We start from the raw sequence: 21,034 nt of genomic DNA on the forward strand, positions 1-21,034 counted from the left end.
CAGCTTTTACCAATAAAACAAGTATTCACAAAGAGGTTATGAGACGCTGCGCTTTTAGAGAAGTTATCTATCGATTCGTGAATAGCTTATTTGTTGTCTTCTCATTTACTCCTCATTCACTTCTCTTTGTGCAATTGGTTTATCACATTTAACTTTAACGTAATTAAGCTAAACGATTACAAGTAAGCACAAAACTCTTGTAGGGATACAATACGAGCTGCTTGCTGCCGTTTAAAGCAACGCTTTTACCAATAAAACAAGTATTCACAAAGAGGTTTTGAGACGCTGCGCTTTTAGAAAAGTGATAAATAAGTTAGTTGAATAGATCACTTGGTGTCTTCTCATTTGCTCCTCATTCACTTCTCTTTGTGCAATTGGTTTTTCAGATTTAACTTTAACGTGAACCCGCTTCACGATTATAAGTAAGCACAATTCTCTTCTAGAGATACAAGACGTGCTGCTTGCTGCCGTTTAAAGCAACGCTTTTACCAATAAAACAAGTATTCACAAAGAGGTTTTGAGACGCTGCGCTTTTAGAGAAGTGATAAATCAATTCGTGAATAGCTTACTTATTGTCTACTCATTTACTCCTCATTCTCTTCTCTTTGAGCAATTGGTTTTTCAGATTTAACTTTAACGTGAACCCACTTCACGATTATAAGTAAGCACAATTCTCTTGTAGAGATACAAGACGTCCTGCTTGCAGGCGTTTAAAAACAACGAGTTTACCGAAAAAATATTCACAAAGAGGTTATGAGTCACTGCGCTTTTAGAGAAGTGATAAATCAATTCGTGAATAGCTTACTTGGTGTCTTCTCATTTACTCCTCATTCTCTTCTCTTTGTGCAATTGGTTTTTAACATTTCACTTTAACGTAAACAAGCTAAACACTTTCAAAACCAACCTAATTACAATGTTTTTTAAAGATCCACCTGGTTCTAACAGCTTCAAAGTTGGCGCCAAATTTAAGCGATAAACATAAAATAGGCAAAGCATCAGCTTGCTTAGCCACTTCAAAAACTTGATAAAATTTATAACCATATTTAACGGCTAAATTTAATTCAGCAACATACAATGCTTTATACTTTGGAGATAGTTTCTGCCAGTTCATTAGCGCTATTTGAATAATACCAAGCTGCACATCAAACTTGTACGGCCCAAATTTTTTAGCCTGCTGAATATACTCATATACTCGTTCTGTAGGCCCTTCTTGATAACTAACTACTTGTGCCAGTGCAATCCACGTTTCTGACCATGTTTGCCTTAACTCTAATGACTTTAATAGATCTTTTTCTGCTTGCTGGTAAACCAAAAGCTTATTATTATTTTGGTCGATAGTTACAGCTAAATTGAGCATTTTTACATATGCACTTAACTGCCAATAATGAGATTGAGTTGGTTCTAATTCTACAGCAAGGATAATAGCATCATTAGCAAGTTTGAGCTCTAAAGGAGTAATTAAACCTTTGGGCTGCTTTAAAATATTAAGTGCATTAAAATACCATGTATTTGCACGCATACTTTGTAAGCTTTGATAACCTATTACTAATGTAATAACTGCAAGTATGACAATTTGTGTGAGGCGGTTTGTATTTATATTAATCATTAAACAACGACTCAGTTAAACGCTTTGGGTTAGTGAAAAACAAGTTATGTGCATCATTTTTGCCTATCAACTCGTTCACTATATGCTTAGCTTTACTCAAAATAGGCGGCCTACGCTTAACTGAATGAGCATCAGATGCAACATAGGTTACTAAACCCTTTTTTAGCATATCTATACTAATATTTTTAGCAGTTTCACCCCATGCACCTTCAATGCTTGAAGCGGTTAATTGAAACTCACAACCTAATTGCTTTAAACGCTCAATATAAAAAGGATTAGCTTGAATATCGCGATTACGCTCAGGGTGAGGAATAACTACTTTTATATTTTGTTTAGCTAGCCAATTTATAAACTTATCGTAGCCTTGGGGAACATGCGAATGCGGGAGTTCTAATAATAAATAATTTACTGAATTAAGCGTACCAATAAACGGGAGTTTATTACTAAGCACTAAACTCATTAGCTCTACATCAAGCCTAACTTCAGCGGCCACAGCTAGTTTAATACCAATATTATTTACAAATGCCTGTGCTTTTAAATTAGCAAGCTCGCTATACAATTGCGAAGCCGAATTATTAAATCGCCCAATATGTATATGTGGCGTGGCAACCATATGAGTTATTCCATCATTTTGCGCAATAGTTAATAGTGCTAAAGATTCATTTAAATCTTTAGCACCATCATCAATTCCTGGCAAAATATGGGAATGAATATCAATCATAGATTTGCATTTAACTATGCATTAGGTTGTTCAGGTTTTTGCGAGTAATCGTAATAATCGTAATAACCATGGCTATGCTCGTCTTTACTTTTACTCATATCTACTTGGTTAAGCACAATACCTGCAACATGAGCTTTAGATTCAAACAAGCGCTCAATACCCGCCTTAATAGGCTTAATTCGCGTAATATCAGACTTAACAACATAAATTACCGAGTCTGTACTTTGCGCAACAACTAACGCATCACTCACGGCTTGTGTTGGTGGTGTATCTATAATTATATGGTCATATTGAGCTTTCAAGCCATCAATTACTTCATTAAAGCGCGCGTTAGATAAAAGCTCTAACGGGTTACTAGGAATCTGACCACTTGGCATAATAGTTACGCCTGACTGCACATCAACATGTATACACTCACTTAACTGCTCTGTGCCTACAATTAAATTACTTAACCCTGGGTGAAATACTGGTATATCAAAGCGCTTTGCAATACTTGGTTTACGTAAATCTGCATCAATTAATAATACTTTACCCATTTGTGCAAGCGACATAGCTAAATTAGCTGAGGTCGTTGTTTTACCCTCACCCGGTGAGCTTGATGTAACTGCAATTACTTTATGATCACGCTCTAACTGAGTTAATAACAAGCTAGTTCTGAACGTACGAACTGATTCAGCAAAACGCCTGTAATTGTCATCAAGATATGCGTGAATCGGAAAAACACTATTTTTAGGTATTTTTACATGCGGTAATAAACCCAGCATGCGCTGTGCTAACTTACTTTCAACATCATTTTTGGTTTTAACAGTATCGTTAAGGGCGTCAAATATAAAGCTCATAATTACTGCAAAACCAAAACTAGCTATAAAAGCTAAAATAATAATAAGCTTTTTATTTGGTTTTGCTGGTTTGTTTGGGGCATAGGCACGATCAGTAAAACGTGCGGCAGCAGAGCTAAAATCACTTGTTACTTCAGTTTCTTTAGAGCGAGATAAAAACGTATTAAATATATTTCGATTAGTCTCAACTTCGCGTTTTAGTTGGTTATATTGGGTTTCTTTTCGGGTAATATCTTGATATTCTGCACGTATTTTAACTAAGTCACGCTCAAGCGCACTAACAGTACGAGTAATGCGGTTTAGCTCTTTTTCAATGCCGGTAATAAGGCCCTTAATTTGCTTATTTAAATTGTTTTTTACCGTTGCAAGCTCAGCTTGAGCAGAGATCATGCGAGGGTGTTTAGGGCCATAAACCTCACCTAAGTCACTTAATTTACGCTCAACTAGTATCACCTCACGCTTAACATCCTGTATTACTTTATGCGAAGTGATTTCCGGCATACTGCCTAAAAGCTCTAAGTTATTATTTCCGTACTCACTTATTACACGGTTAATACTTTCAAGGTTGTTTTTTTCATTGCGTGCAACAATTAACTGCTGCGATATCTGTTCAAGCTCTTGCGTAGCAAGCCCTGCTATACCTTCAATATCAACAAGTTTTTGCTGCTCTCGGTAAGCTTGCAAGCGAACTTCTGAGTCATCTAGCTGAATTCGCAATTGCGATAAGCGTGTATTTAACCAACTGGAAGCTTGTTGAGTAATCCCCATTTTTGCACGCATTTGGCTATCTATATAAACTTCACCAACAGTGTTCGCTACAAGCGCTGCTAATTTAGGATCGCTTGACTCAAAACTTACTTGCACTAATTGCGTTTTACGAATAGGTGAAACAGAAAGGCGAGATTTAAATGCAGTTAGCAAGCCTAACATTTCACGGTCAGCTTGTTCATCAGGAGAATATATCGTTTCTTCTTTTTTATTTAAAAAAGGGAGTTGCTCTTTTATAGCTGTTTTAAGTTCACCTAACACTGACGGTTTTGCAATAAAATCTGTATGATCTTTTAAATTAAGTTTAGTAATTACTTCGCGGGCAATACTGTCGGACTTAATTACTTCAAACTGCGTCAGATAATATTCTTTTTTAGTCGAATCTAGTCCATATATTTCATCAAAACTAACTGCTTTAGTTTGCTCTGCCTCAATAAGTAAAGTTGCAGTAGCAACATATTTGGGTATTAACGTTAGTGCTACCATTATTGTTAATAAAGTAACAACGGTCGCAAAACTCAAAATACGCCATTTTGCGCGCCTAAGAACATTAAGATAAGCGCTAAAGTCAATAATATCTTCATTATTGACTTGAGTTTCATTTATTTGATTCATTAATTACTGCCTTGTAAACTACTTTAAAACAAGCGTTGCTCTATTTTTATGGTATCGCCCGCTGCAATTTGGCTATTTAAATTACCTTTTTGTTGCTGCTGTTTAGTTTGCTCTTTAAAAATATAAATTTTATCTACCGAGGCACGCTCAGTTAATCCACCGGCTAGTGCAATAGCTTGATTAACTGTCATAGCAGGCTGATAAGGGTAAGCACCAGGGGTTTTTACTTCACCATGAATATAAAAAGGACGGTACTCAATAACCTGAACATATACATTGGGGTTTATTAAATATTCAGGCTTTAACCCTTGCGTTATAACTTGTTCAATCTCAGAGGTATTGAGCCCGGCAAGTTTTACTTTACCTAAAAAAGGGTAATTAACCTCACCACTATTACCTAAGAGTGCAGTAACCTCTAAATCAGGTTGGCCAAATACTTTTATTTCAACCTTATCACCAGCACCGATTACGTAACTTTGCGCAGTTTGAGCAAAACAAACGCTGCTTAAAACTAGCAGCGTTAAACTAAAAATAAACTTCATTAATTAGCCTTTAAAGCAAATGTAAAATTAACACCAACAATAACGCGGTCAAACTCTATTGCGCTTTGAGTAGAATCTTTATCAATAAAATCGACGTAAGTAGAAACCATACCAAAATTACTAGCAACGTAGTTTAAACCTAAACGAGCACTTTTAGATTTATCTTTACGGCCTACATCGCCAGTATATTGCTCGTCAGTATAATTAACACCTGCAAGCGAGCTTAAATAGTCACTCCAGTTATGGGTCCAATTAATACCGTATGTACTTTCTTTAATGTAATCACCCTGGACTAAAGGATCTTTAGCCGCGCGGCTAGTTGTAAATTGCACGGTAGAATAGCTAAGTGGCTGCCAGTTTACACCCGCTTCCCAGCTTAAACCGCTAAAGTTCTGGCGCTCATTAGCGCTAAAGTCTTTATTTTGATAACCTAATTTAAACGAGCCAGATGTAACCGCTGTTGCTTCCCACTCCATACCAAGTAGTATTTTTACATCATCACTATCACGTGAAATACCATTAGCTTGTAAAAAATCGTAACGGTAGTTTTCTTGCTTAACCTCTAAAAATGTACGTGTAGAAGCTTGAGTATTATAGTAACCAGTTACACCAATTAACGATTTATCGTAATCACGGTATTGCGATATTTCTCTAAAGTTTTGATATTTTTTACTAAAAAAACCAGCTTTTAAAGCAACTTGCGCTTTTGAACTTTGAGCGCCGTATTCGTAGTGCACTAAAACATTTTGTTGCTGATATTTTACTAACTCATTAACAGCATCACCCAAGCCTTCGGTCAAGCCACTACCACGGGGCTCGTAAAGCCAATCGGCGTCACCGTTAATATCTAAACGATGTAGACTAGTAAATTCTTTATGTACAACGGCACCAATATTAACTTGGGTAAAGTTATCAGCTGTATCTTTATTGTGTAAAGAACTGCTAGTTCCTAAGTCTAAGCTATAACTATCTGGGCCATCATCAATAACCGCTTTAACATTAGGAGTTATAGTCCAGATTAATCGCGACTCTTCATTATCAGGTGTGCTAAAAAAGTTATCATTACTACTAAGCCCAGTTTGTAACGTTGGTGTAAGTTCTGCGCCATCTTTAGTTATGAAACTACCTGGCTTTAAATTTGCAGCTGCGGGAGCTGCAAAACCTACACTTAACAAAGCAAAAATAGGGGTAAATGTTTTAATATGCGTTTGCATTCTTAAATCCTTTAAAAATTGTCATAAAAATAATTTTTATATCAAACCATAACGACCAGTGCTTAATATAATGTAAATCAAATTCAACACGTTTTTCCATTTTATCAAGAGTGTCGGTTTCGCCGCGCCAACCATTAATTTGCGCCCAACCTGTAATACCAGGTTTCGCTTTATGCCGTAGCATATAAAACTCTACTTTTTTTCGGTACTCTTCGTTGTGAGCAACCGCATGCGGTCGTGGGCCTACAATAGACATATCACCTTTTAAAACATTTATAAATTGCGGCAACTCATCAAGGCTTGTACGTCGTAAAAAACCACCTAAAGGTGTAATGCGCACATCATTTTTAGTAGCTTGTGTAACCACTGTACTGTTTTCGGTAACACTCATTGAGCGAAATTTCCAGACCTTAATTCTACGTCCATCAAGCCCGTACCTGTCTTGTTTAAATATTACAGGCCCTTTAGAAGTACATTTAACAGCAAATGCAATGGCAATTAAAATAGGGGATATCAACGTTAATATAATAGAGGCTACAATTATATCCTCAGTACGTTTCATAAATTCGCGTGCACCTATAAATGGCGATTCAAACACACTTAAAGTATCAACATCACCAACATGTTCAATACGTGCATGTATCAAGTTAGATATTAAAAAGTCAGGGATAATATGTACATCTACTGTAGTGTCGCCTAGTTGACGTAAAATATCAGCTATACGCTTATCAGCTTTCATCGGAAGAGCAATATACAACACTGATATATCACTATTACGAGCAGCTTCTACTGCGTTTTGTATTCGTCCAGCCACATCGTGCTTAGTAGAATTTTCAAAAAGTCGTTCGGGTTGTCTGTCGTCAAAAAAACCTAAAAAGTTAAAACCAAGTTCATCATTTTTTATTATTTCATTATACAAATTGACCGCTGATTCTGTTGCCCCAACAATTGCAACATTTCGTAAATTCAAGCCTAACTTCCTTCGGCTTCTTTTAAATAAGTGCACAGCAAGACGCCAAGCATACAAAAACACAATACTAAGCAAAAACCACAAACCCAAACCAATTCGAGAGAGCGATTCAGTAAACTTAAAACTAAACGATATAAACAGCAGTACAGCAAAGGCTACAAATAAAGCCCCCCAAGCACAAAGTACCATGGTTCTAAATTTACCTGCTCGCCAAGAGCGGTAAGCAGAGAATATTTCAGCGCAATATAAAAAACTCAAAGCAACGGTTAAAACTGAAACCATATAAATGGGCGAAAGCTCGAAGCTATAAAATAAAGCAGAACATTGAAAGGCTAAAAATAACGCAAAAATATCGAACAAACGATAAAAATTTGCATCAGACGAGCCATTTGGCTTAAACGTCCTTGAAGATGTCATACTATCGTATCCCTATAGATATCTTAAAAAGTGAATCAGCTCCACAAAACTACGCCACAAATGTTACAGCATCATACTAAAGTATTCAATATTGCTTATTGTATATATACAGCAATAATAAGCAAAAAACTTATAACTAGTGAGTAAGTTGCATAAAACAAACAAATATAAACTTACGTAAATTCCACAAACATTTGTAAACATAAACATAAATATCGTGCCTTTATTTAAACAACCCCCGAAACCAAGACCATACTCCAAAAGAATAATCACTAAATATATCAATACCTAACGCAGATTTGATCAAATAAACAATTAATAGTAAAACTGTAATTACAAACAAACAAAATATAGATATTGTGATAACTTGTGATAATGCCGCTATTTTCTGTTCTTGTTCGCTAAGCTCTCGCCTATTTCTACCTGCTAACAAAACAAAATAATACCTATATTTAAAAAATTTAATTACCCCTCTACAATCTATTGTATGTTTACCCCACTGCCTTGCACCAATAGCAACTTTTAAATGAGCTAACTGATCGTCAGAAAAGCTGGACTGCACATTTTCGGGCATCCGTTTTAATAAGCTTTGTATTGCAGGGTCTTTTTTAAGTGAAGAACTCATTCAGATTACTCTTTTATTAATGTATCTCGTTAATGAGTGTTTTAAACGAATTTAAAGTGGTCCTTGATAGTTCCCTTGCCCCCTTCAAGCTATCACTCTCAGTATAACAACGTAATTCAGGTGCATTACCAGAGGGACGTAAATGGACAACATCACCGTTATTAAAGCTTAGCCTTAACCCATCAGTAGAATTTTTAGATTCTAATTTGAGGTGACTTAAACCTAAATCTGCAACGAGCTCATCAACCTCATATATACCTCGTTCAATAACGCTCTTACTTTTAGATTTTTCGATGGCTTTTAAGCGGTCGCTAAAAGTGAATCTATGCGGGAGAGATTCTACTAAGCCTGAAAGGGCAAAGTTACCGGCCAAATTTAAAACTGCCAGTACGGGTAAGATGGCATCCCTTGTGGGTAGCTGTAATAGCTTTTTATTATCAATGATAATAGATGACGCTAGTAAAAACCCCCCATTTGCCTCAAAACCAGCCACAGAATTAAAATTTTGTTTTAAGTTATCGAATTCCTCAATCACATAAGGAGACCCTATTTTAGTACGTATAACCTTTTTAAAATAACCACTTTTTTCTATACTAGTTATGCAGCTAACAGGTACAGCAAGCGCATCAATACCTAAACTCTTTGAAGCTAACAAACCTAATATATCACCTGTAAAATATTCTCCTGTTTCATCTGCAAGTAGCGGCCTATCACCATCACCGTCGGTAGAAAAAATAGCATCTAGATTATATTCTTCAGACCATTTTCTCGCTTGCTCTCGATCAGAATCTGCGACGGCTTCTGTATCAATTGGAACAAACTCGTCACTAAAGCCAAGACATATAACTTCTGCCCCTAGCGCTTTAAACAAGTCGGGATATAAATCTCTGCCTGCACTTGAATGTTGGTATATTCCAATTCTTTTTGAATGTAATAAGTTAGCAGGAAACACATCTATATAACGCTTTAAATACAGGTTAAAGGCGCGCATATCAGAGATAGGTAAAGGCAATAAATCTATTTGATCAAAATGAGTACTAGACGAAATTATTGCAACCTCATCTTGTTTAGTTATTTCACCAGTTTTTGTATAAAATTTTAGACCGTTTCTATCAAAGGGGATATGACTACCTGTCACCATAATTGCAGGGAGGCAGGCAGCTTGCGCAGCGTAAGCTAACGCTGGGGTGGGTACAACACCGAAGTAATCAACTTCAACGTCTACAGATTTGGCTGCACTGATACAGGCTTTCGCCATCGCTGGGCTGCTCGGTCTGTTATCAATAGCAATAGCAATACGTTTAACACCGGTTTGGGTACTTAAAAACGCTAACGTAAATGCAAAACACACTTCGTGTGTAAAATTACTTACAAGTCCCCTAGCACCTGATGTGCCAAACTCTATACCGCTTTGTTTAATAACAACCGAACTATCCATAGTACCCTCTATAATTAACTAAATTTTTATTTTTTAAGAACGACCGTATCGGTCTTCAAAACGCACTATGTCGTCTTCACCTAAATACGAACCTGACTGCACCTCTATAAGCTCGAGGTCTACTTTGCCAGGGTTTTCTAGGGCATGTACGGCTGTAATTGGTATATACACAGATTCATTTTCAGTTAAGTACTGTTCTGTACCGTCCAAGTGTACTTTAGCCGTGCCAGAAACCACAATCCAATGCTCTGCTCGATGATGATGCATTTGTACTGACAACTTAGCACCAGGCTTAACAGTAATACGCTTAACTTGGAAACGCTCTCCACTATCTACCGAGTCATACTTCCCCCAAGGGCGGTATACCTCTCGATGAAACGTAACCTCTGATCGCTGCGCATTCTTTAACTGCTGAACAATGGCTTTTACTTTTTGCGACTCACTTTTGTGAGCGACCAATACTGCATCCTTAGTACTTACAATCACTAGGTCTTTAACGCCTACAGTTGCTATTAACTTATCATCACCAAGCACTAAAGTATTTTTAGTATCAACGGCCTTTACATCGCCGTTAAATGCATTTCCATTTTCATCTTTGTTTGAAACTTCCCATAAAGCAGCAAATCCACCAACATCACTCCAACCAGCGTCCATAGGTACAACTACTGCATCTTTAGTATGCTCCATTACTGCATAATCAATGGATTCATCAGGGCATGATTCAAATGCCACTTTATCTACACGAACGAAATCCATATCATCATTCTGCACCTGCATAGCAAGTTCACATGCCTTATATATGTCGGGTCTAAACGTCTTTAATTCATTTAAATATTCACTAGCTTTAAATAAAAACATACCGCTATTCCAGTAATACTCACCACTTTCTATGTAAGTTTCAGCAGTAGCTAAATCCGGTTTTTCAACAAAACTGTCAACAACAAAACCTGTTTGGTAAGGCTCTCCTCGTTTAATATAACCGTATCCTGTTTCAGGTTTATTACCAGTAATACCAAATGTAACGAGCTTACCTTGCTCAGCAAGTATTGATGCTTGCTCTACACTGGCCTGAAAAGCTGAAATATTTTCTATTACATGATCTGCAGCTAGTACTAGTAACAATGGATCTTGATTGTTTTCAATCGCTTTAAAAGCAGCCAAAGCAATTGCAGGAGCGGTATTGCGCCCTACTGGCTCTAAAAAAATACCTGAATGATCCACTCCTAACTGACGTACCTGTTCTGCAGCAATAAACCTGTGTTCTTCGTTACAAATAAGCATTGCAGGGCTATGACTCAATCCATCTAAACGCACAAGAGTTTCTTGTAACATAGTTTTATCACCACTTAGTGATAAAAATTGTTTAGGGTAATTCCCACGAGAAAGTGGCCATAAACGTGTGCCTGAGCCTCCAGCCATAACTATAGGTAAAATCATTTTAGTCCTTATCTAACGGTCTTACTTCTAGCAGACCTAATCTTGAAATAGTTAAAAAAAGTGAAATAACAACTGTGAAAGTTAACAAGCTTGTAATTAACACATTTATAAAAGCATCCGTGTAGCCTATACTCAATGCATCATTTAAAGTTGTATTATGAAACAAATTTAAGTAGCCAGTTATTATGAGAGTAGTGAGCATTAAAAAGTGTTTAATAGGGTAACTTTTAAATAAATATTTATGAAGCACATAAAAGCATTGTAAATAATTTAAAGCAAAAGAGGATGCTAAAAATGTACATAGGGTAAGTAAATCGCCAGAAAGAACACCTAGTACAATAGCGAAAACATTTGCTGTGGATGAAAAAAGACCACAATAAAACATTTCTTTTGTTGCGCCAAAAGCTTGAAATATACCACCGGTAGAACTTAATACCATTTGTAATGGTATGGTAACAGATAAAACTTTTAAGATATAAACTGTACTCTCCCACTGTGGGCCAAAAAGTATTAATACTATATCTGCAGCAGACCAATATAATACCATAGAGGTAAAAAGCCCAAGGCAAGCCAATTTAATAGCTATACGGTAAAACTCCTTCATTACAATAAAAGGATTATCCTTATGCTCAGTTAAAATAGGCTGTAAAGCGGGTGTAATAGCAAAGGTAAATAACTGTAATGGGTAACGCATTACCTGGTAGGATTTTTCATAAAAGCCTACAGCAACCGCACCAAAATATTTAGTAATAAGTATGGTGTCTAAATTACGAGAAAAAAAGTTAAGTATATTAAACGCTAACTGGTACTTAGCAACTGCAAACAATGTACATATCGCTTTTATATCCTTCCCAAAATGAGCTTTTCCAATTGACGATTTTGTAGAAGAAAAATGATAAAAAGCAAACCTTATAATAGGCACAACCATTAGCTTACTTATTAAACCTAAAACACCAAAGCCTTGGTAATACATAACCACAGCCACAGCTAATGAGAGCAATTCAGCTAATATTTCAGCTCTTGCGATTAATAAAAACTGTGTATCTTTTTGCAAACTAGCTAATGGGAGCATTGATAAAGCAGAAAATAAAATATTAAATGCCAAGACTAAATTGATATAAGATAAATTTTCAATTTCTAACCATCCCATTATATGAGGCGTTAAAATATAAAAAAGTAGGGCTCCAACAATGCCTATAATAAAGCTAGCGGTAAAAATACCATCACGCTGGTCAATTGAAATAGTCTTAGCGTATATCACCGCAGGGCCTAGACCTGATGTAGCAATCAACTGAAAAAACAATATTAATACTGTTACAGCAGCCAAAACTCCAAACATTTGAGGAGTGTAAAGTCTTGATAGTATCGCCAAAGATATTATCTGAAAAATATATAAACTATATTTACCTGCTAAACTTTTAAGTATCGCCTGATTTAACTTATTGCTCAAATTACTCATAAATTATGTCTTAAGCTCAAAAAGTACGTTCTTTAATTCATTAGCCATTTTATAATTTGTTGTATCGACAGGTGATGTAACTATTTTTCTATCAAGTAATTCACCCAAAGTAATTGTAGGCATAACCTGCTCAGGCATCAGTACTGTGAAAATTTTACTACTTATTTCATTCGCTATCTGCAATTGATGGTCGTCGGAAAACTCATTAAACTTACTCACCCTCGGTACAAACAGCACCTTTTTTTGATACGCAAGCATTTGATTGATACTACCAATACCACAATGGCTAATCACTAAACTGGCACTTTTTACAAGTTGCTCCATTTCAGAACGAGTGGTCATGTCAATAATTTTACCATTAGCTGGCAAGTGCTTTAATTTATTGTGCCCGGTTTGTATAACCCAACGCACCTCGGCATTGTCATACAAAGGTTGCTTGTAAAGCATTTCAAACAAACGATCAAAATCGTACTGGCTTGTACCTACAGTTACCAAAATAACAGGTTTACTTTCAACCGCTTCTGTCACTGGTATATAATTATTTTCAGATAATATATCAAAGCACTTACCGATATACTTAGTATTATTTTTAGAGGCAACACTCTGCCATTGACTATAAAACTCATCATACAAATGATATTTTTTTATTAATTTGCCAGTATTAGAAAGTTCAACAACTCGAGATAAAGTATCTAAGTATATAAACTTTAAAGAAGAAACTTTACAAATCAATGCAAAAGGTAAAGCAATAGGGCCCCCTGTACTAAAAACTGCAGTAGGCCTTTCCTTCAATAAAACATACAGCGCAAAAAAAATATTAAAAATATGTATAAAAGGATTTTTTTGCGTGTCTATAATTTTATATATTTTTGAAATATTACTTTTTTTAATATTTACTTTATTTGAAACAAGTACAATTTCATCACATTGGCTTGTAGCACACATAGCTTGTGTTAAATGCCCACCGGCAGAGGCTATAACTAAAACTTTTTTATTCATGATAATCCTTCAACTTTACTATATATTAGTAATCAGCACCCAAAAACTCTTTCTTACGCACCCCGAACAGAGGCTTTAACAAAAAATAACTTAATACTGAAAACAGTGTAACTAACATAAAAATAGCAACAGATAGTAACAGGCTATTATCTATATAATTTGTCTTTTTCAATAGGATTCTTGCAGCACCAGTTAAATAACCGTGCACAAAGAACAAATAAAAACTTATTGATGCTAACATCCCGAAAAATTTTAGCTTAAAATCTAGATATTTGTAAAAAAACCCAAATGAGAATATTGATATAAGTAACTTTATGCACATATCTATTGAGCTGTTATAGCCAAAAAAAGAATATAGAAAAAGACTTGCTATTATACACGCAGCTAAATAGATATCAGAGCGAGCCGAGACGCTTGAAATGAAACCTTTGTTAGCATGTATATAAATACCAATTAAGTATGCTGGAATAAAATAAATAAACGACTGCAAAGCATTATCATTGTTTTCTGGCCGCCCAACAAATACTGATACTACCACACTGATTATAATGAAAAAATTAAACAGCGGATTGTATTTTATTAACTTGAAAAATGGAAATAAAATATAGAAGACAATAATCATTGGAATAAACCACAGTGGGCCTAAATGCGACCCAGTAGTAAGGTAAAATATTATTTGTTCAATTAAAGAAGACTGTCTTAGCACATCAATATCAACCCATGTGTGATGGCTTTTGTATCCTAAAATATAAATCAGGATAGCAGGGATAGATAAGAATATATAAGGAAAAACTACATTTTTGAGCTTACTGAATAAATACTTTTTATATGTGTACCTAGTTTCAACAACAGAAAAAAAATAACCCGCAATTACTACAAAAAGAACAGTACCATTAACCAACAAGTCTCTTATCAAATAAATACCATCTATAGAGTTCAATGCCGCAACAGCATGTCCATAAATCACTAATAATATCGCAAAACCTCTCAGGTTGTGCATATATTCATATCTCATAATCAGATTAAATCCCTTTTTAAAGATGTACATAAGCTTACTGAAAATTTCATAACAGAATTTACATTACTCTCAAAAACATGGTATGAGAAAAGTAAAATTAAGCCTGTTACTAAAAGTATAATTGAAAATAAAGGCTGCAAAAAGCACAACAACAAAAAATGTGGAAATATAAACGTAGAGCCTTTATTGTAAAAAATTAATTGTTTAAGGTACAACAAACCCTGTAATTAAAAAATACAATTACACCAACTCGTCCTGGTTAAAATGAATTTACAAAGTTCATTATACCAGAGAAATAAATTGTTGAATTGTTATGCTTTATGTTCTATTAACACTAGCATTACAGCGTAGTACCTTAGATGTTCGAGAAACTCTATTCTTTCCTTCATCTTTGATCCTGAATTGATAAACATAAGTAACATATAAAAAATCACTGTCTAGTTCTTATTAGCTTAGCAGGGACTCCACCAACGATTGTGTAATCACCCACGTCCTTTGTAACTACACTACCAGCAGCTACAATGGCCCCCTTACCAATACGGATACCTGGCATAACTATTACATTCCGGCCCAACCAAACATCATCTTCAATATATACTTTCATCTGCTTTTTATAACCCTGCATTGAAATAGGTATATCTATGCGTGAGAATTCATGCATTCTGCTTAATATAGTAACATTAGGAGCTATTAAAACATCTCTACCTATCTCTGCTTGTTCTATATAAACATTTTCATTAATTCGACACCCACTTCCAATCCAGAGATTAGTAGCTCGAGCAATGTAAATATTATTTGCGAGCATCGATTCATTCCCGTTATCTTCCAATACTTTTAATACATGTTTAAAATACCAAACCCTTATATTAGAAAATGTTTTTATAAATCTAGCTGATGGCAACTTACTTAAAAAAAAATAATAAAAAGCTATTTTAATATTATTTACCATTGGCTAACTCCATAATATAAGATTTCACTATACTGTCTTCTTTAAACTCTTCAAGCTCACCACGATTAAGGAAGTTTTGTATTTCTTGCTTGTAAAAACTATTATTATCTTCTAGCGTAATAATAGCATCACTTAACTCATTAATTTCTTGTGAATATACTTTAACACCAACGTTCTTGTCACAAAAATATCCATCTACTCCAGTATTTGCCATGTATAAAATAGGACAGCCACAGGATAACGCCTCTACATACACCATACCAAAAGTTTCATTCTCAGCTGGTAAAAGAAGAGCTTTTGAAGCCTGCAATTTAGTGAGCACCTCAGAATGTGGTAATTGCCCTAAAAACTTCACATGGTTAGATAAACCCAATCTATTAACTTCATTTTTTATCAACCTCTTCTCCTTTTCACCACCACTTCCAATAACATCTAACTTGACATCAAGTCCTTTTTTATTTAATTCATGTATAGCTTGAAATAATTTCAGTAAGCCTTTTCTTTTATATTGATGAAAGCTTAAAACAGTGGTGTATCTAGACTGACTATAACTAATAACACTTTCAGGCTCTACTAACTTGCAAATATTCGGTAGTAATACACCTTTTTCAGAAACCCCTAATTTACTAACTGTAAGCTCAGTTGCCCACGGGCTCACCCAAAAAATTTCTTTGGCATTTTTATATATTTTTGAAAATGTTTTTTTCATTCCAGAGAAGCGATTTATATTGTGCAAGTCTGTCCCCCCCCTTACAGATATGTAATAAGGAATCGAGGTACTTTTAGAAAGGTAATAAGCAAACACCCCTTCAGAAGTTAACTTATGTGCGTGTATACAATCAAAATCTTTTAAATTAATAGTTTTTTTTAATATAAAAGACCAAAATCTAATACTTAAAGTATAAATAATTGGTAAGGGTATCGACCAAAATACTACTGAGAGGCCATCGTCAAATTGTTTAAAAGAAATTCTAAATGGGTTTGAACTTCTATTTATGGATATAACGAAATGTTCAATTTCTTTATCTTTCTTTTTCACACCATCAATTAAGTTTTTTACAGCATTAGTTGATGGGTAATTACGGTTATCTGGGTAATCTTGATGGATATGTAATATCTTCATTATATATCCAACATTGCTTTTTCTATTAAGCCTTTTACATTCTTTTTAAAAGCCGAACAAGAAAACTTTTCTGCGTTTAACCTTACTTCTTCTGCTGAAAATTGCTCTATCTGTGATTCAAAATGAGTGACAGCTTCAATGATACAGCTCGCTGTTTGCTGATTAAAGTGGATACCACTCACGTTGTTTTTAACAGTTTCTAAGCATCCGCCCTTCCCAAAAGCAATTACAGGGGTACCACAAGCTTGTGCTTCCACGGGTATTATTCCAAAGTCTTCTTCTGCAGCGAATACAAAAGCCTTTGCTTTTTGCATGTTGTGTAACATGACTTCATCAGATTGATAACCCAACAATTCGATATTTTCTGCATTGCCTACAATTTCTTTAATTTTTTGCATTTGTGGACCATCGCCAATTATTCTTAATTTTTTTGATGGCATTTTAACGAAAGCTTCTGCAATTAAATCCAAGCGCTTATAAGGTACTAAACGTGAAGCGGCTAAATAAAAATCCGCTTTATTTGTTTCAAGCGTAAACTTTTTTATGTCGACAGGTGGATAAATAACATCAGCTTCTCTTCTGTAGCATTTATTAATACGCTTTTTTATAAAGGATGAATTGGCAACAAATTTATCAACGCCATTCGCTGTTCTCACATCCCAAATTCTAAATTTATGCAAAAAATAACGCGCAATAACAGACTTAACCCCACTGCTCATGCCACTTTCTCTTAAATATTGCTCCTGCATATCCCATGCATAGCGAGCTGGAGAGTGGCAATAACTAACGTGTAACTGTTCAGGCCCGGTAATCACACCTTTTGCAGCAGAGTAACTAGAGGAAATAACTAAGTCATAACTCGATAAGTCAAACTGCTCAATAGCAATTGGAAACAAAGGAAAGTAATTCCTATACCTTTTATTAGCAAATGGTAAACGCTGAATAAATGACGTTGTGATTGTGGTATTACCAAGCCAGGCTCTATCTTCTTTAGGTAAAAAATCAACTAAGGTGTACACATTTGCTTGTGGGTATAGCTCTATTAGCTCCTTTAGAACCTTTTCTGCACCACCGTTTACGACTAGCCAGTCATGTATTATTGCAACTTTCATTTTAATCCTTTAGATTTAAATTTAAATTTATCTCTGGTTGTTATAACGGTTATAAGTAAAGCAACAAGAGATAAGAAAATCATTAGTTCGCCTATAGCTGTTCGCTTATCTAAAACTATAAGGCCGATAGGCCCTGCTAAAAACAAAAAATAATGCCCAACGTAAGCCAAAAGTGAGTTCCTGCCTAACAACGGCAATAAACGGCAACTTATAATAGGTAGAACGTTATTATTCTTTAAGAGAGAAACAAATATCGTTAATAATATGGCTTCCGCAGAGTATAAAACCATATACAAGATGTGCGGTGGTGACTTCAGTTTTGCTGTTGCTAATGCAATTACTGCATTTTCATATAGACCAAATAATAACATTACACTAATGATAAATAATGTAGAGCCAATTAGAAAAAAAACTTTCAAACGTTTATAGTCGTTATTCAAAGTAGAATACAAAGTATAGAAATACATTGAGAGCATTACTAAAGAGAAAAAAGGAAAAAATGCATATACATCAAAAAACAGAAATCTAAACAACAAACTATTTTCAGAGCCACTAAAATTACAACCTATGGCATAACTAATTATATATAAAGAGAATGCACTTAGTAAAAATATAGAGCTTTTTACTTTATTAATAAAGAGTATTGCTAACGGGGCAAGTAATATAGCAAAAAAATAAAAGGTTAAAATCTCTCCAGATTGTGAAAAGCTTTTATATAAAAGCACATCAACTAGATCTGTTTTATAGTCTCCATATCTAAAAACCGCAGTTACAGCAATAATTTCTCTTGCTATAAATACCAACAATAAGTTTTTTCTTAACCTCTTTAGTATAACTAAAACATCTCTGAAGCTATTAATTTTTGTTTTATATGCAACTGCAAAAGTAAACCCAAAAATCATTATAAAGTATGGCGTTGCAACTCTCAGAAAAGCTTTTACTAGATTCATAGCTTCATAAGATATAAAACCACGGGTTTCCAATGCACCCACGTAATGAACAAGTATTAACAAAACAATTGCTAAACCTCTGGATGTATCTAACCATGTTATTCTATTCACTTATTTTTACCTTTTTAACCAAAGAGAAGGCTACTACTATCAAAAACAGCATCCAAATAACCGTATTGTCTCTATAAAATGATGCCTCTGTAATATTGTGAAAAATAATTATTGTTATCGCAGCATTCCCCACTCGTCCCTCAATATTTTTAGTTACATATGCAAATAATGAAACTATTGTAATGGATAAAACTCCAAACTGAATAAGTAAGCTCAGGTAGCCATTATGTGAGGATGTTATATACCTAAGAAAACTATGAGAATCATCAAAAAAATATGGGATCTCTGGAGTGCCAAAGTAGCTTGCGTACCCATAACCTAAAAAAATATTTTTATAAAAACTTAAATCATAGTAAATAGTATCCCATATATATCCTCTACCAGTAATAAACTCAGGATCCACATAAAGCCCTATATGCATGTATGAATTTGAATAATAGGTTATGCATGGTATGACTATAAAGCCAACAACAAGAAAAAGCAGCAGTGAAGTATTAATTATTTTTATATGGCTTTGTTTAAATTTAGTCAGTATGAAAAACATAACTACTAATAAAAAACAAGTTTTACTTTGAGTTAGTATAATTAAAGAAAATAAAGTAAAAAGAACAATCAAGTCATTTTTCTTAGATTTACTTTTACAAAAAAAACTATATAAAATATAAATTACAACTAAATTTATACCCAATACATTTTTTCCTTTTTCGTATCCAGCCAATGATAGATCAGATGTTAAACCCCAACCCATTATTAAGGTCAATAGAATAAGAAAAAACATATAATAAAGACACAGTTCTATACATTTTGCTGTGTTATTTTTCTTATAACTGAAATAAAAAGAAAGTATACAAACAGTTATAAATATCAACTGAAAGAAAGTGCGTTTAAATACGTAACTCGGAAACGATGACCAAAGCATTGAAATAAATGAAATTGATATAATTAAACTAAATGCTATTAAAGCATTATTAAAATTCTTTTTTATAATTATTTTGTTTTTGTCAAAATAAAAACAGAAAAGATAAAAAAAGAATAGTGAAACCCAAAAAAGTTGCTTAAATAAATTGCTACCTGATTTACTATCTATGCGATTACTTAAATCTAAATCCATCATCCCTACTTTAGGGTATAACGCGGGAGAAAAGCCACCAAAACAAAAAATAAGAACTAGTAAAAAACCGTATTTACGAATAAAATTAAGACAACTATTCACAATTCTTTCCATATAGTTCAACCTTTTTAAGGTCAAAGAAATAAGAAACCTTTCCAAAATTATCAAGCATTTTTAATAGTGGTTTAAAATAGATTTTTTTACCAAAAGGTAGCTTAATAATAAACACTGTAGAAAAAATTACTATTTTAAGGATGGATTTTATTATAAAAATCGATTTATCTTTTAAGCTTATATTATTCCCAAATCTATATCGTGAGAATGTTTGACCTATTCTTATTGCTTTTTTTATTAAAAATTTTTCATTCAATCGTTCAATCTCTACTTCTTCACTAACAAAAGCTTCATTACAAAAAATGAGCTTATAGTTTTGTTTGTAGAGTCTATAAAACAAATCAGCGTCTTCTCCACCCGTGGAGCCATACTCTAAATCGAAAGTAAACCCAGATTCAATTAATGCACTTCGCTGTGTTAACGTACAACCGGTACCACCACTGCTTACCTTAATACCAGTTTCATATTGAATTCTATCAAAATATCCCCCATCTGAAATCCATTCAGGGCAGCTTTTTACATAAATAGAATTAATTCGCCCAAAAACAACGCTAGCATTATGCTTTTCAGCGGCTGCCAATAGATGCATTAGCCAAAACTTATCTGCGACCTCATCATCGTCTATTGAAGCGATATATTCACCATTTGCAGCTTTTAAATATTCATTTCTTGCTACAGAAATATTTTTATAAGGTTGGCTTATATATTTAATTGGATACTTAAAACTCTTTTTACTATCGGCAACAATCTTTTCTGCAGAGCGCTCTTCATCATTATCAACAACAATAACTTCTAATGTTATATTTTCTGGTAGTGCTAAATCATTAATACTTTTTAAAGTTTTGTAAAGGTGAATACGTTTATAAGTACACATACAAACAGAAACTAACATAAAT

17 protein-coding genes and 2 pseudogenes are annotated in these 21,034 nt (G+C 34.3%); all 19 read right to left on the minus strand.

Annotation, left to right across the window (positions count from 1 at the left end; all coding sequences use genetic code 11):
• Positions 1–904: 904 nt before the first annotated feature.
• The 19 genes and pseudogenes from H5159_RS05185 to H5159_RS05270 all read right to left on the minus strand — a co-directional run bounded on the left by H5159_RS05185 (position 905) and on the right by H5159_RS05270 (position 21,030).
• Positions 905–1,606, minus strand: a complete 702-nt coding sequence (locus tag H5159_RS05185) for a VpsP family polysaccharide biosynthesis protein (RefSeq protein ID WP_182779849.1) — start codon at positions 1,604–1,606, stop codon at positions 905–907.
• Entirely contained in the window at positions 1,599–2,327 is a 729-nt protein-coding gene (locus H5159_RS05190) for a tyrosine-protein phosphatase (protein WP_182672259.1), read from the minus strand. Before H5159_RS05190 ends, H5159_RS05185 begins: the two co-directional genes overlap by 8 nt.
• Positions 2,328–2,341: 14 nt before the next feature.
• Entirely contained in the window at positions 2,342–4,549 is a 2,208-nt protein-coding gene (locus H5159_RS05195) for a polysaccharide biosynthesis tyrosine autokinase (RefSeq protein ID WP_182672260.1), read from the minus strand.
• Positions 4,550–4,572: 23 nt separating this feature from the next.
• Positions 4,573–5,091 carry a polysaccharide biosynthesis/export family protein gene (locus H5159_RS05200; RefSeq protein ID WP_182779850.1) on the minus strand — a complete coding sequence of 173 codons (519 nt, stop codon included), beginning with the start codon at positions 5,089–5,091 and terminating at the stop codon, positions 4,573–4,575.
• Positions 5,091–6,305, minus strand: coding sequence for an outer membrane beta-barrel protein (locus H5159_RS05205; protein ID WP_182779851.1), 1,215 nt, complete (start codon positions 6,303–6,305; stop codon positions 5,091–5,093). The genes H5159_RS05200 and H5159_RS05205 overlap by 1 nt, the downstream gene beginning before the upstream one ends.
• Entirely contained in the window at positions 6,289–7,692 is a 1,404-nt protein-coding gene (locus H5159_RS05210) for an undecaprenyl-phosphate glucose phosphotransferase (protein WP_182779853.1), read from the minus strand. Before H5159_RS05210 ends, H5159_RS05205 begins: the two co-directional genes overlap by 17 nt.
• 223 nt (positions 7,693–7,915) lie before the next feature.
• Positions 7,916–8,317, minus strand: a complete 402-nt coding sequence (locus tag H5159_RS05215; RefSeq protein WP_182672264.1) for a 3-phosphoshikimate 1-carboxyvinyltransferase — start codon at positions 8,315–8,317, stop codon at positions 7,916–7,918.
• A 16-nt stretch (positions 8,318–8,333) separates the two neighbouring features.
• Complete coding sequence (locus H5159_RS05220; RefSeq protein WP_182779854.1) at positions 8,334–9,755, minus strand: phosphomannomutase; 1,422 nt, start codon at positions 9,753–9,755, stop codon at positions 8,334–8,336.
• 33 nt (positions 9,756–9,788) lie between these two features.
• Entirely contained in the window at positions 9,789–11,192 is a 1,404-nt protein-coding gene (locus tag H5159_RS05225) for a mannose-1-phosphate guanylyltransferase/mannose-6-phosphate isomerase (RefSeq protein ID WP_182779855.1), read from the minus strand.
• 1 nt (position 11,193) lies between these two features.
• Positions 11,194–12,651, minus strand: coding sequence for an oligosaccharide flippase family protein (locus tag H5159_RS05230; protein ID WP_182672267.1), 1,458 nt, complete (start codon positions 12,649–12,651; stop codon positions 11,194–11,196).
• 3 nt (positions 12,652–12,654) lie between these two features.
• Entirely contained in the window at positions 12,655–13,650 is a 996-nt protein-coding gene (locus tag H5159_RS05235; protein WP_182779856.1) for a glycosyltransferase, read from the minus strand.
• A gap of 25 nt (positions 13,651–13,675) precedes the next feature.
• On the minus strand, positions 13,676–14,665 hold the full coding sequence (locus tag H5159_RS05240) for an acyltransferase (RefSeq protein ID WP_182779857.1): 990 nt from the start codon (positions 14,663–14,665) through the stop codon (positions 13,676–13,678).
• Between the two features lie 439 nt (positions 14,666–15,104).
• Positions 15,105–15,260, minus strand: a pseudogene (locus tag H5159_RS21245) (DapH/DapD/GlmU-related protein); the annotation flags it as partial.
• Positions 15,261–15,350: 90 nt separating this feature from the next.
• A pseudogene (locus H5159_RS21250) lies at positions 15,351–15,617 on the minus strand (hypothetical protein); the annotation flags it as partial.
• Positions 15,607–16,740, minus strand: coding sequence for a glycosyltransferase (locus tag H5159_RS05250; protein ID WP_182779858.1), 1,134 nt, complete (start codon positions 16,738–16,740; stop codon positions 15,607–15,609). The gene H5159_RS05250 and the pseudogene H5159_RS21250, both read right to left, overlap by 11 nt.
• Positions 16,740–17,852 carry a glycosyltransferase family 4 protein gene (locus tag H5159_RS05255; protein WP_182779859.1) on the minus strand — a complete coding sequence of 371 codons (1,113 nt, stop codon included), beginning with the start codon at positions 17,850–17,852 and terminating at the stop codon, positions 16,740–16,742. The genes H5159_RS05250 and H5159_RS05255 overlap by 1 nt, the downstream gene beginning before the upstream one ends.
• Positions 17,849–18,913 carry an acyltransferase family protein gene (locus H5159_RS05260; protein WP_182672273.1) on the minus strand — a complete coding sequence of 355 codons (1,065 nt, stop codon included), beginning with the start codon at positions 18,911–18,913 and terminating at the stop codon, positions 17,849–17,851. Before H5159_RS05260 ends, H5159_RS05255 begins: the two co-directional genes overlap by 4 nt.
• The gene (locus H5159_RS05265) at positions 18,906–20,138 is read right to left on the minus strand and encodes an O-antigen ligase (protein WP_182779860.1); all 1,233 of its coding nucleotides are present in this window, start codon (positions 20,136–20,138) and stop codon (positions 18,906–18,908) included. The genes H5159_RS05260 and H5159_RS05265 overlap by 8 nt, the downstream gene beginning before the upstream one ends.
• On the minus strand, positions 20,119–21,030 hold the full coding sequence (locus H5159_RS05270; protein WP_182779861.1) for a glycosyltransferase family 2 protein: 912 nt from the start codon (positions 21,028–21,030) through the stop codon (positions 20,119–20,121). The genes H5159_RS05265 and H5159_RS05270 overlap by 20 nt, the downstream gene beginning before the upstream one ends.
• Positions 21,031–21,034 lie beyond the last annotated feature (4 nt).

Origin of the sequence: Pseudoalteromonas sp. SG43-1 (genome assembly GCF_014164415.1) — a bacterium.
In the GTDB taxonomy this organism is placed as follows: Bacteria; Pseudomonadota; Gammaproteobacteria; order Enterobacterales; family Alteromonadaceae; genus Pseudoalteromonas; species Pseudoalteromonas distincta.

Coding starts and splice junctions, on each gene's coding strand:
- H5159_RS05265 (WP_182779860.1), bottom strand. CDS start 20,138: ATGGAAAGAATTGTGAATAGTTGTCTTAATTTTATTCGTAAATACGGT.
- H5159_RS05270 (WP_182779861.1), bottom strand. CDS start 21,030: ATGTTAGTTTCTGTTTGTATGTGTACTTATAAACGTATTCACCTTTAC.
- H5159_RS05250 (WP_182779858.1), bottom strand. CDS start 16,740: ATGAAGATATTACATATCCATCAAGATTACCCAGATAACCGTAATTAC.
- H5159_RS05200 (WP_182779850.1), bottom strand. CDS start 5,091: ATGAAGTTTATTTTTAGTTTAACGCTGCTAGTTTTAAGCAGCGTTTGT.
- H5159_RS05215 (WP_182672264.1), bottom strand. CDS start 8,317: ATGAGTTCTTCACTTAAAAAAGACCCTGCAATACAAAGCTTATTAAAA.
- H5159_RS05195 (WP_182672260.1), bottom strand. CDS start 4,549: ATGAATCAAATAAATGAAACTCAAGTCAATAATGAAGATATTATTGAC.
- H5159_RS05230 (WP_182672267.1), bottom strand. CDS start 12,651: ATGAGTAATTTGAGCAATAAGTTAAATCAGGCGATACTTAAAAGTTTA.
- H5159_RS05240 (WP_182779857.1), bottom strand. CDS start 14,665: ATGAGATATGAATATATGCACAACCTGAGAGGTTTTGCGATATTATTA.
- H5159_RS05185 (WP_182779849.1), bottom strand. CDS start 1,606: ATGATTAATATAAATACAAACCGCCTCACACAAATTGTCATACTTGCA.
- H5159_RS05205 (WP_182779851.1), bottom strand. CDS start 6,305: ATGCAAACGCATATTAAAACATTTACCCCTATTTTTGCTTTGTTAAGT.
- H5159_RS05255 (WP_182779859.1), bottom strand. CDS start 17,852: ATGAAAGTTGCAATAATACATGACTGGCTAGTCGTAAACGGTGGTGCA.
- H5159_RS05210 (WP_182779853.1), bottom strand. CDS start 7,692: ATGACATCTTCAAGGACGTTTAAGCCAAATGGCTCGTCTGATGCAAAT.
- H5159_RS05220 (WP_182779854.1), bottom strand. CDS start 9,755: ATGGATAGTTCGGTTGTTATTAAACAAAGCGGTATAGAGTTTGGCACA.
- H5159_RS05225 (WP_182779855.1), bottom strand. CDS start 11,192: ATGATTTTACCTATAGTTATGGCTGGAGGCTCAGGCACACGTTTATGG.
- H5159_RS05190 (WP_182672259.1), bottom strand. CDS start 2,327: ATGATTGATATTCATTCCCATATTTTGCCAGGAATTGATGATGGTGCT.
- H5159_RS05235 (WP_182779856.1), bottom strand. CDS start 13,650: ATGAATAAAAAAGTTTTAGTTATAGCCTCTGCCGGTGGGCATTTAACA.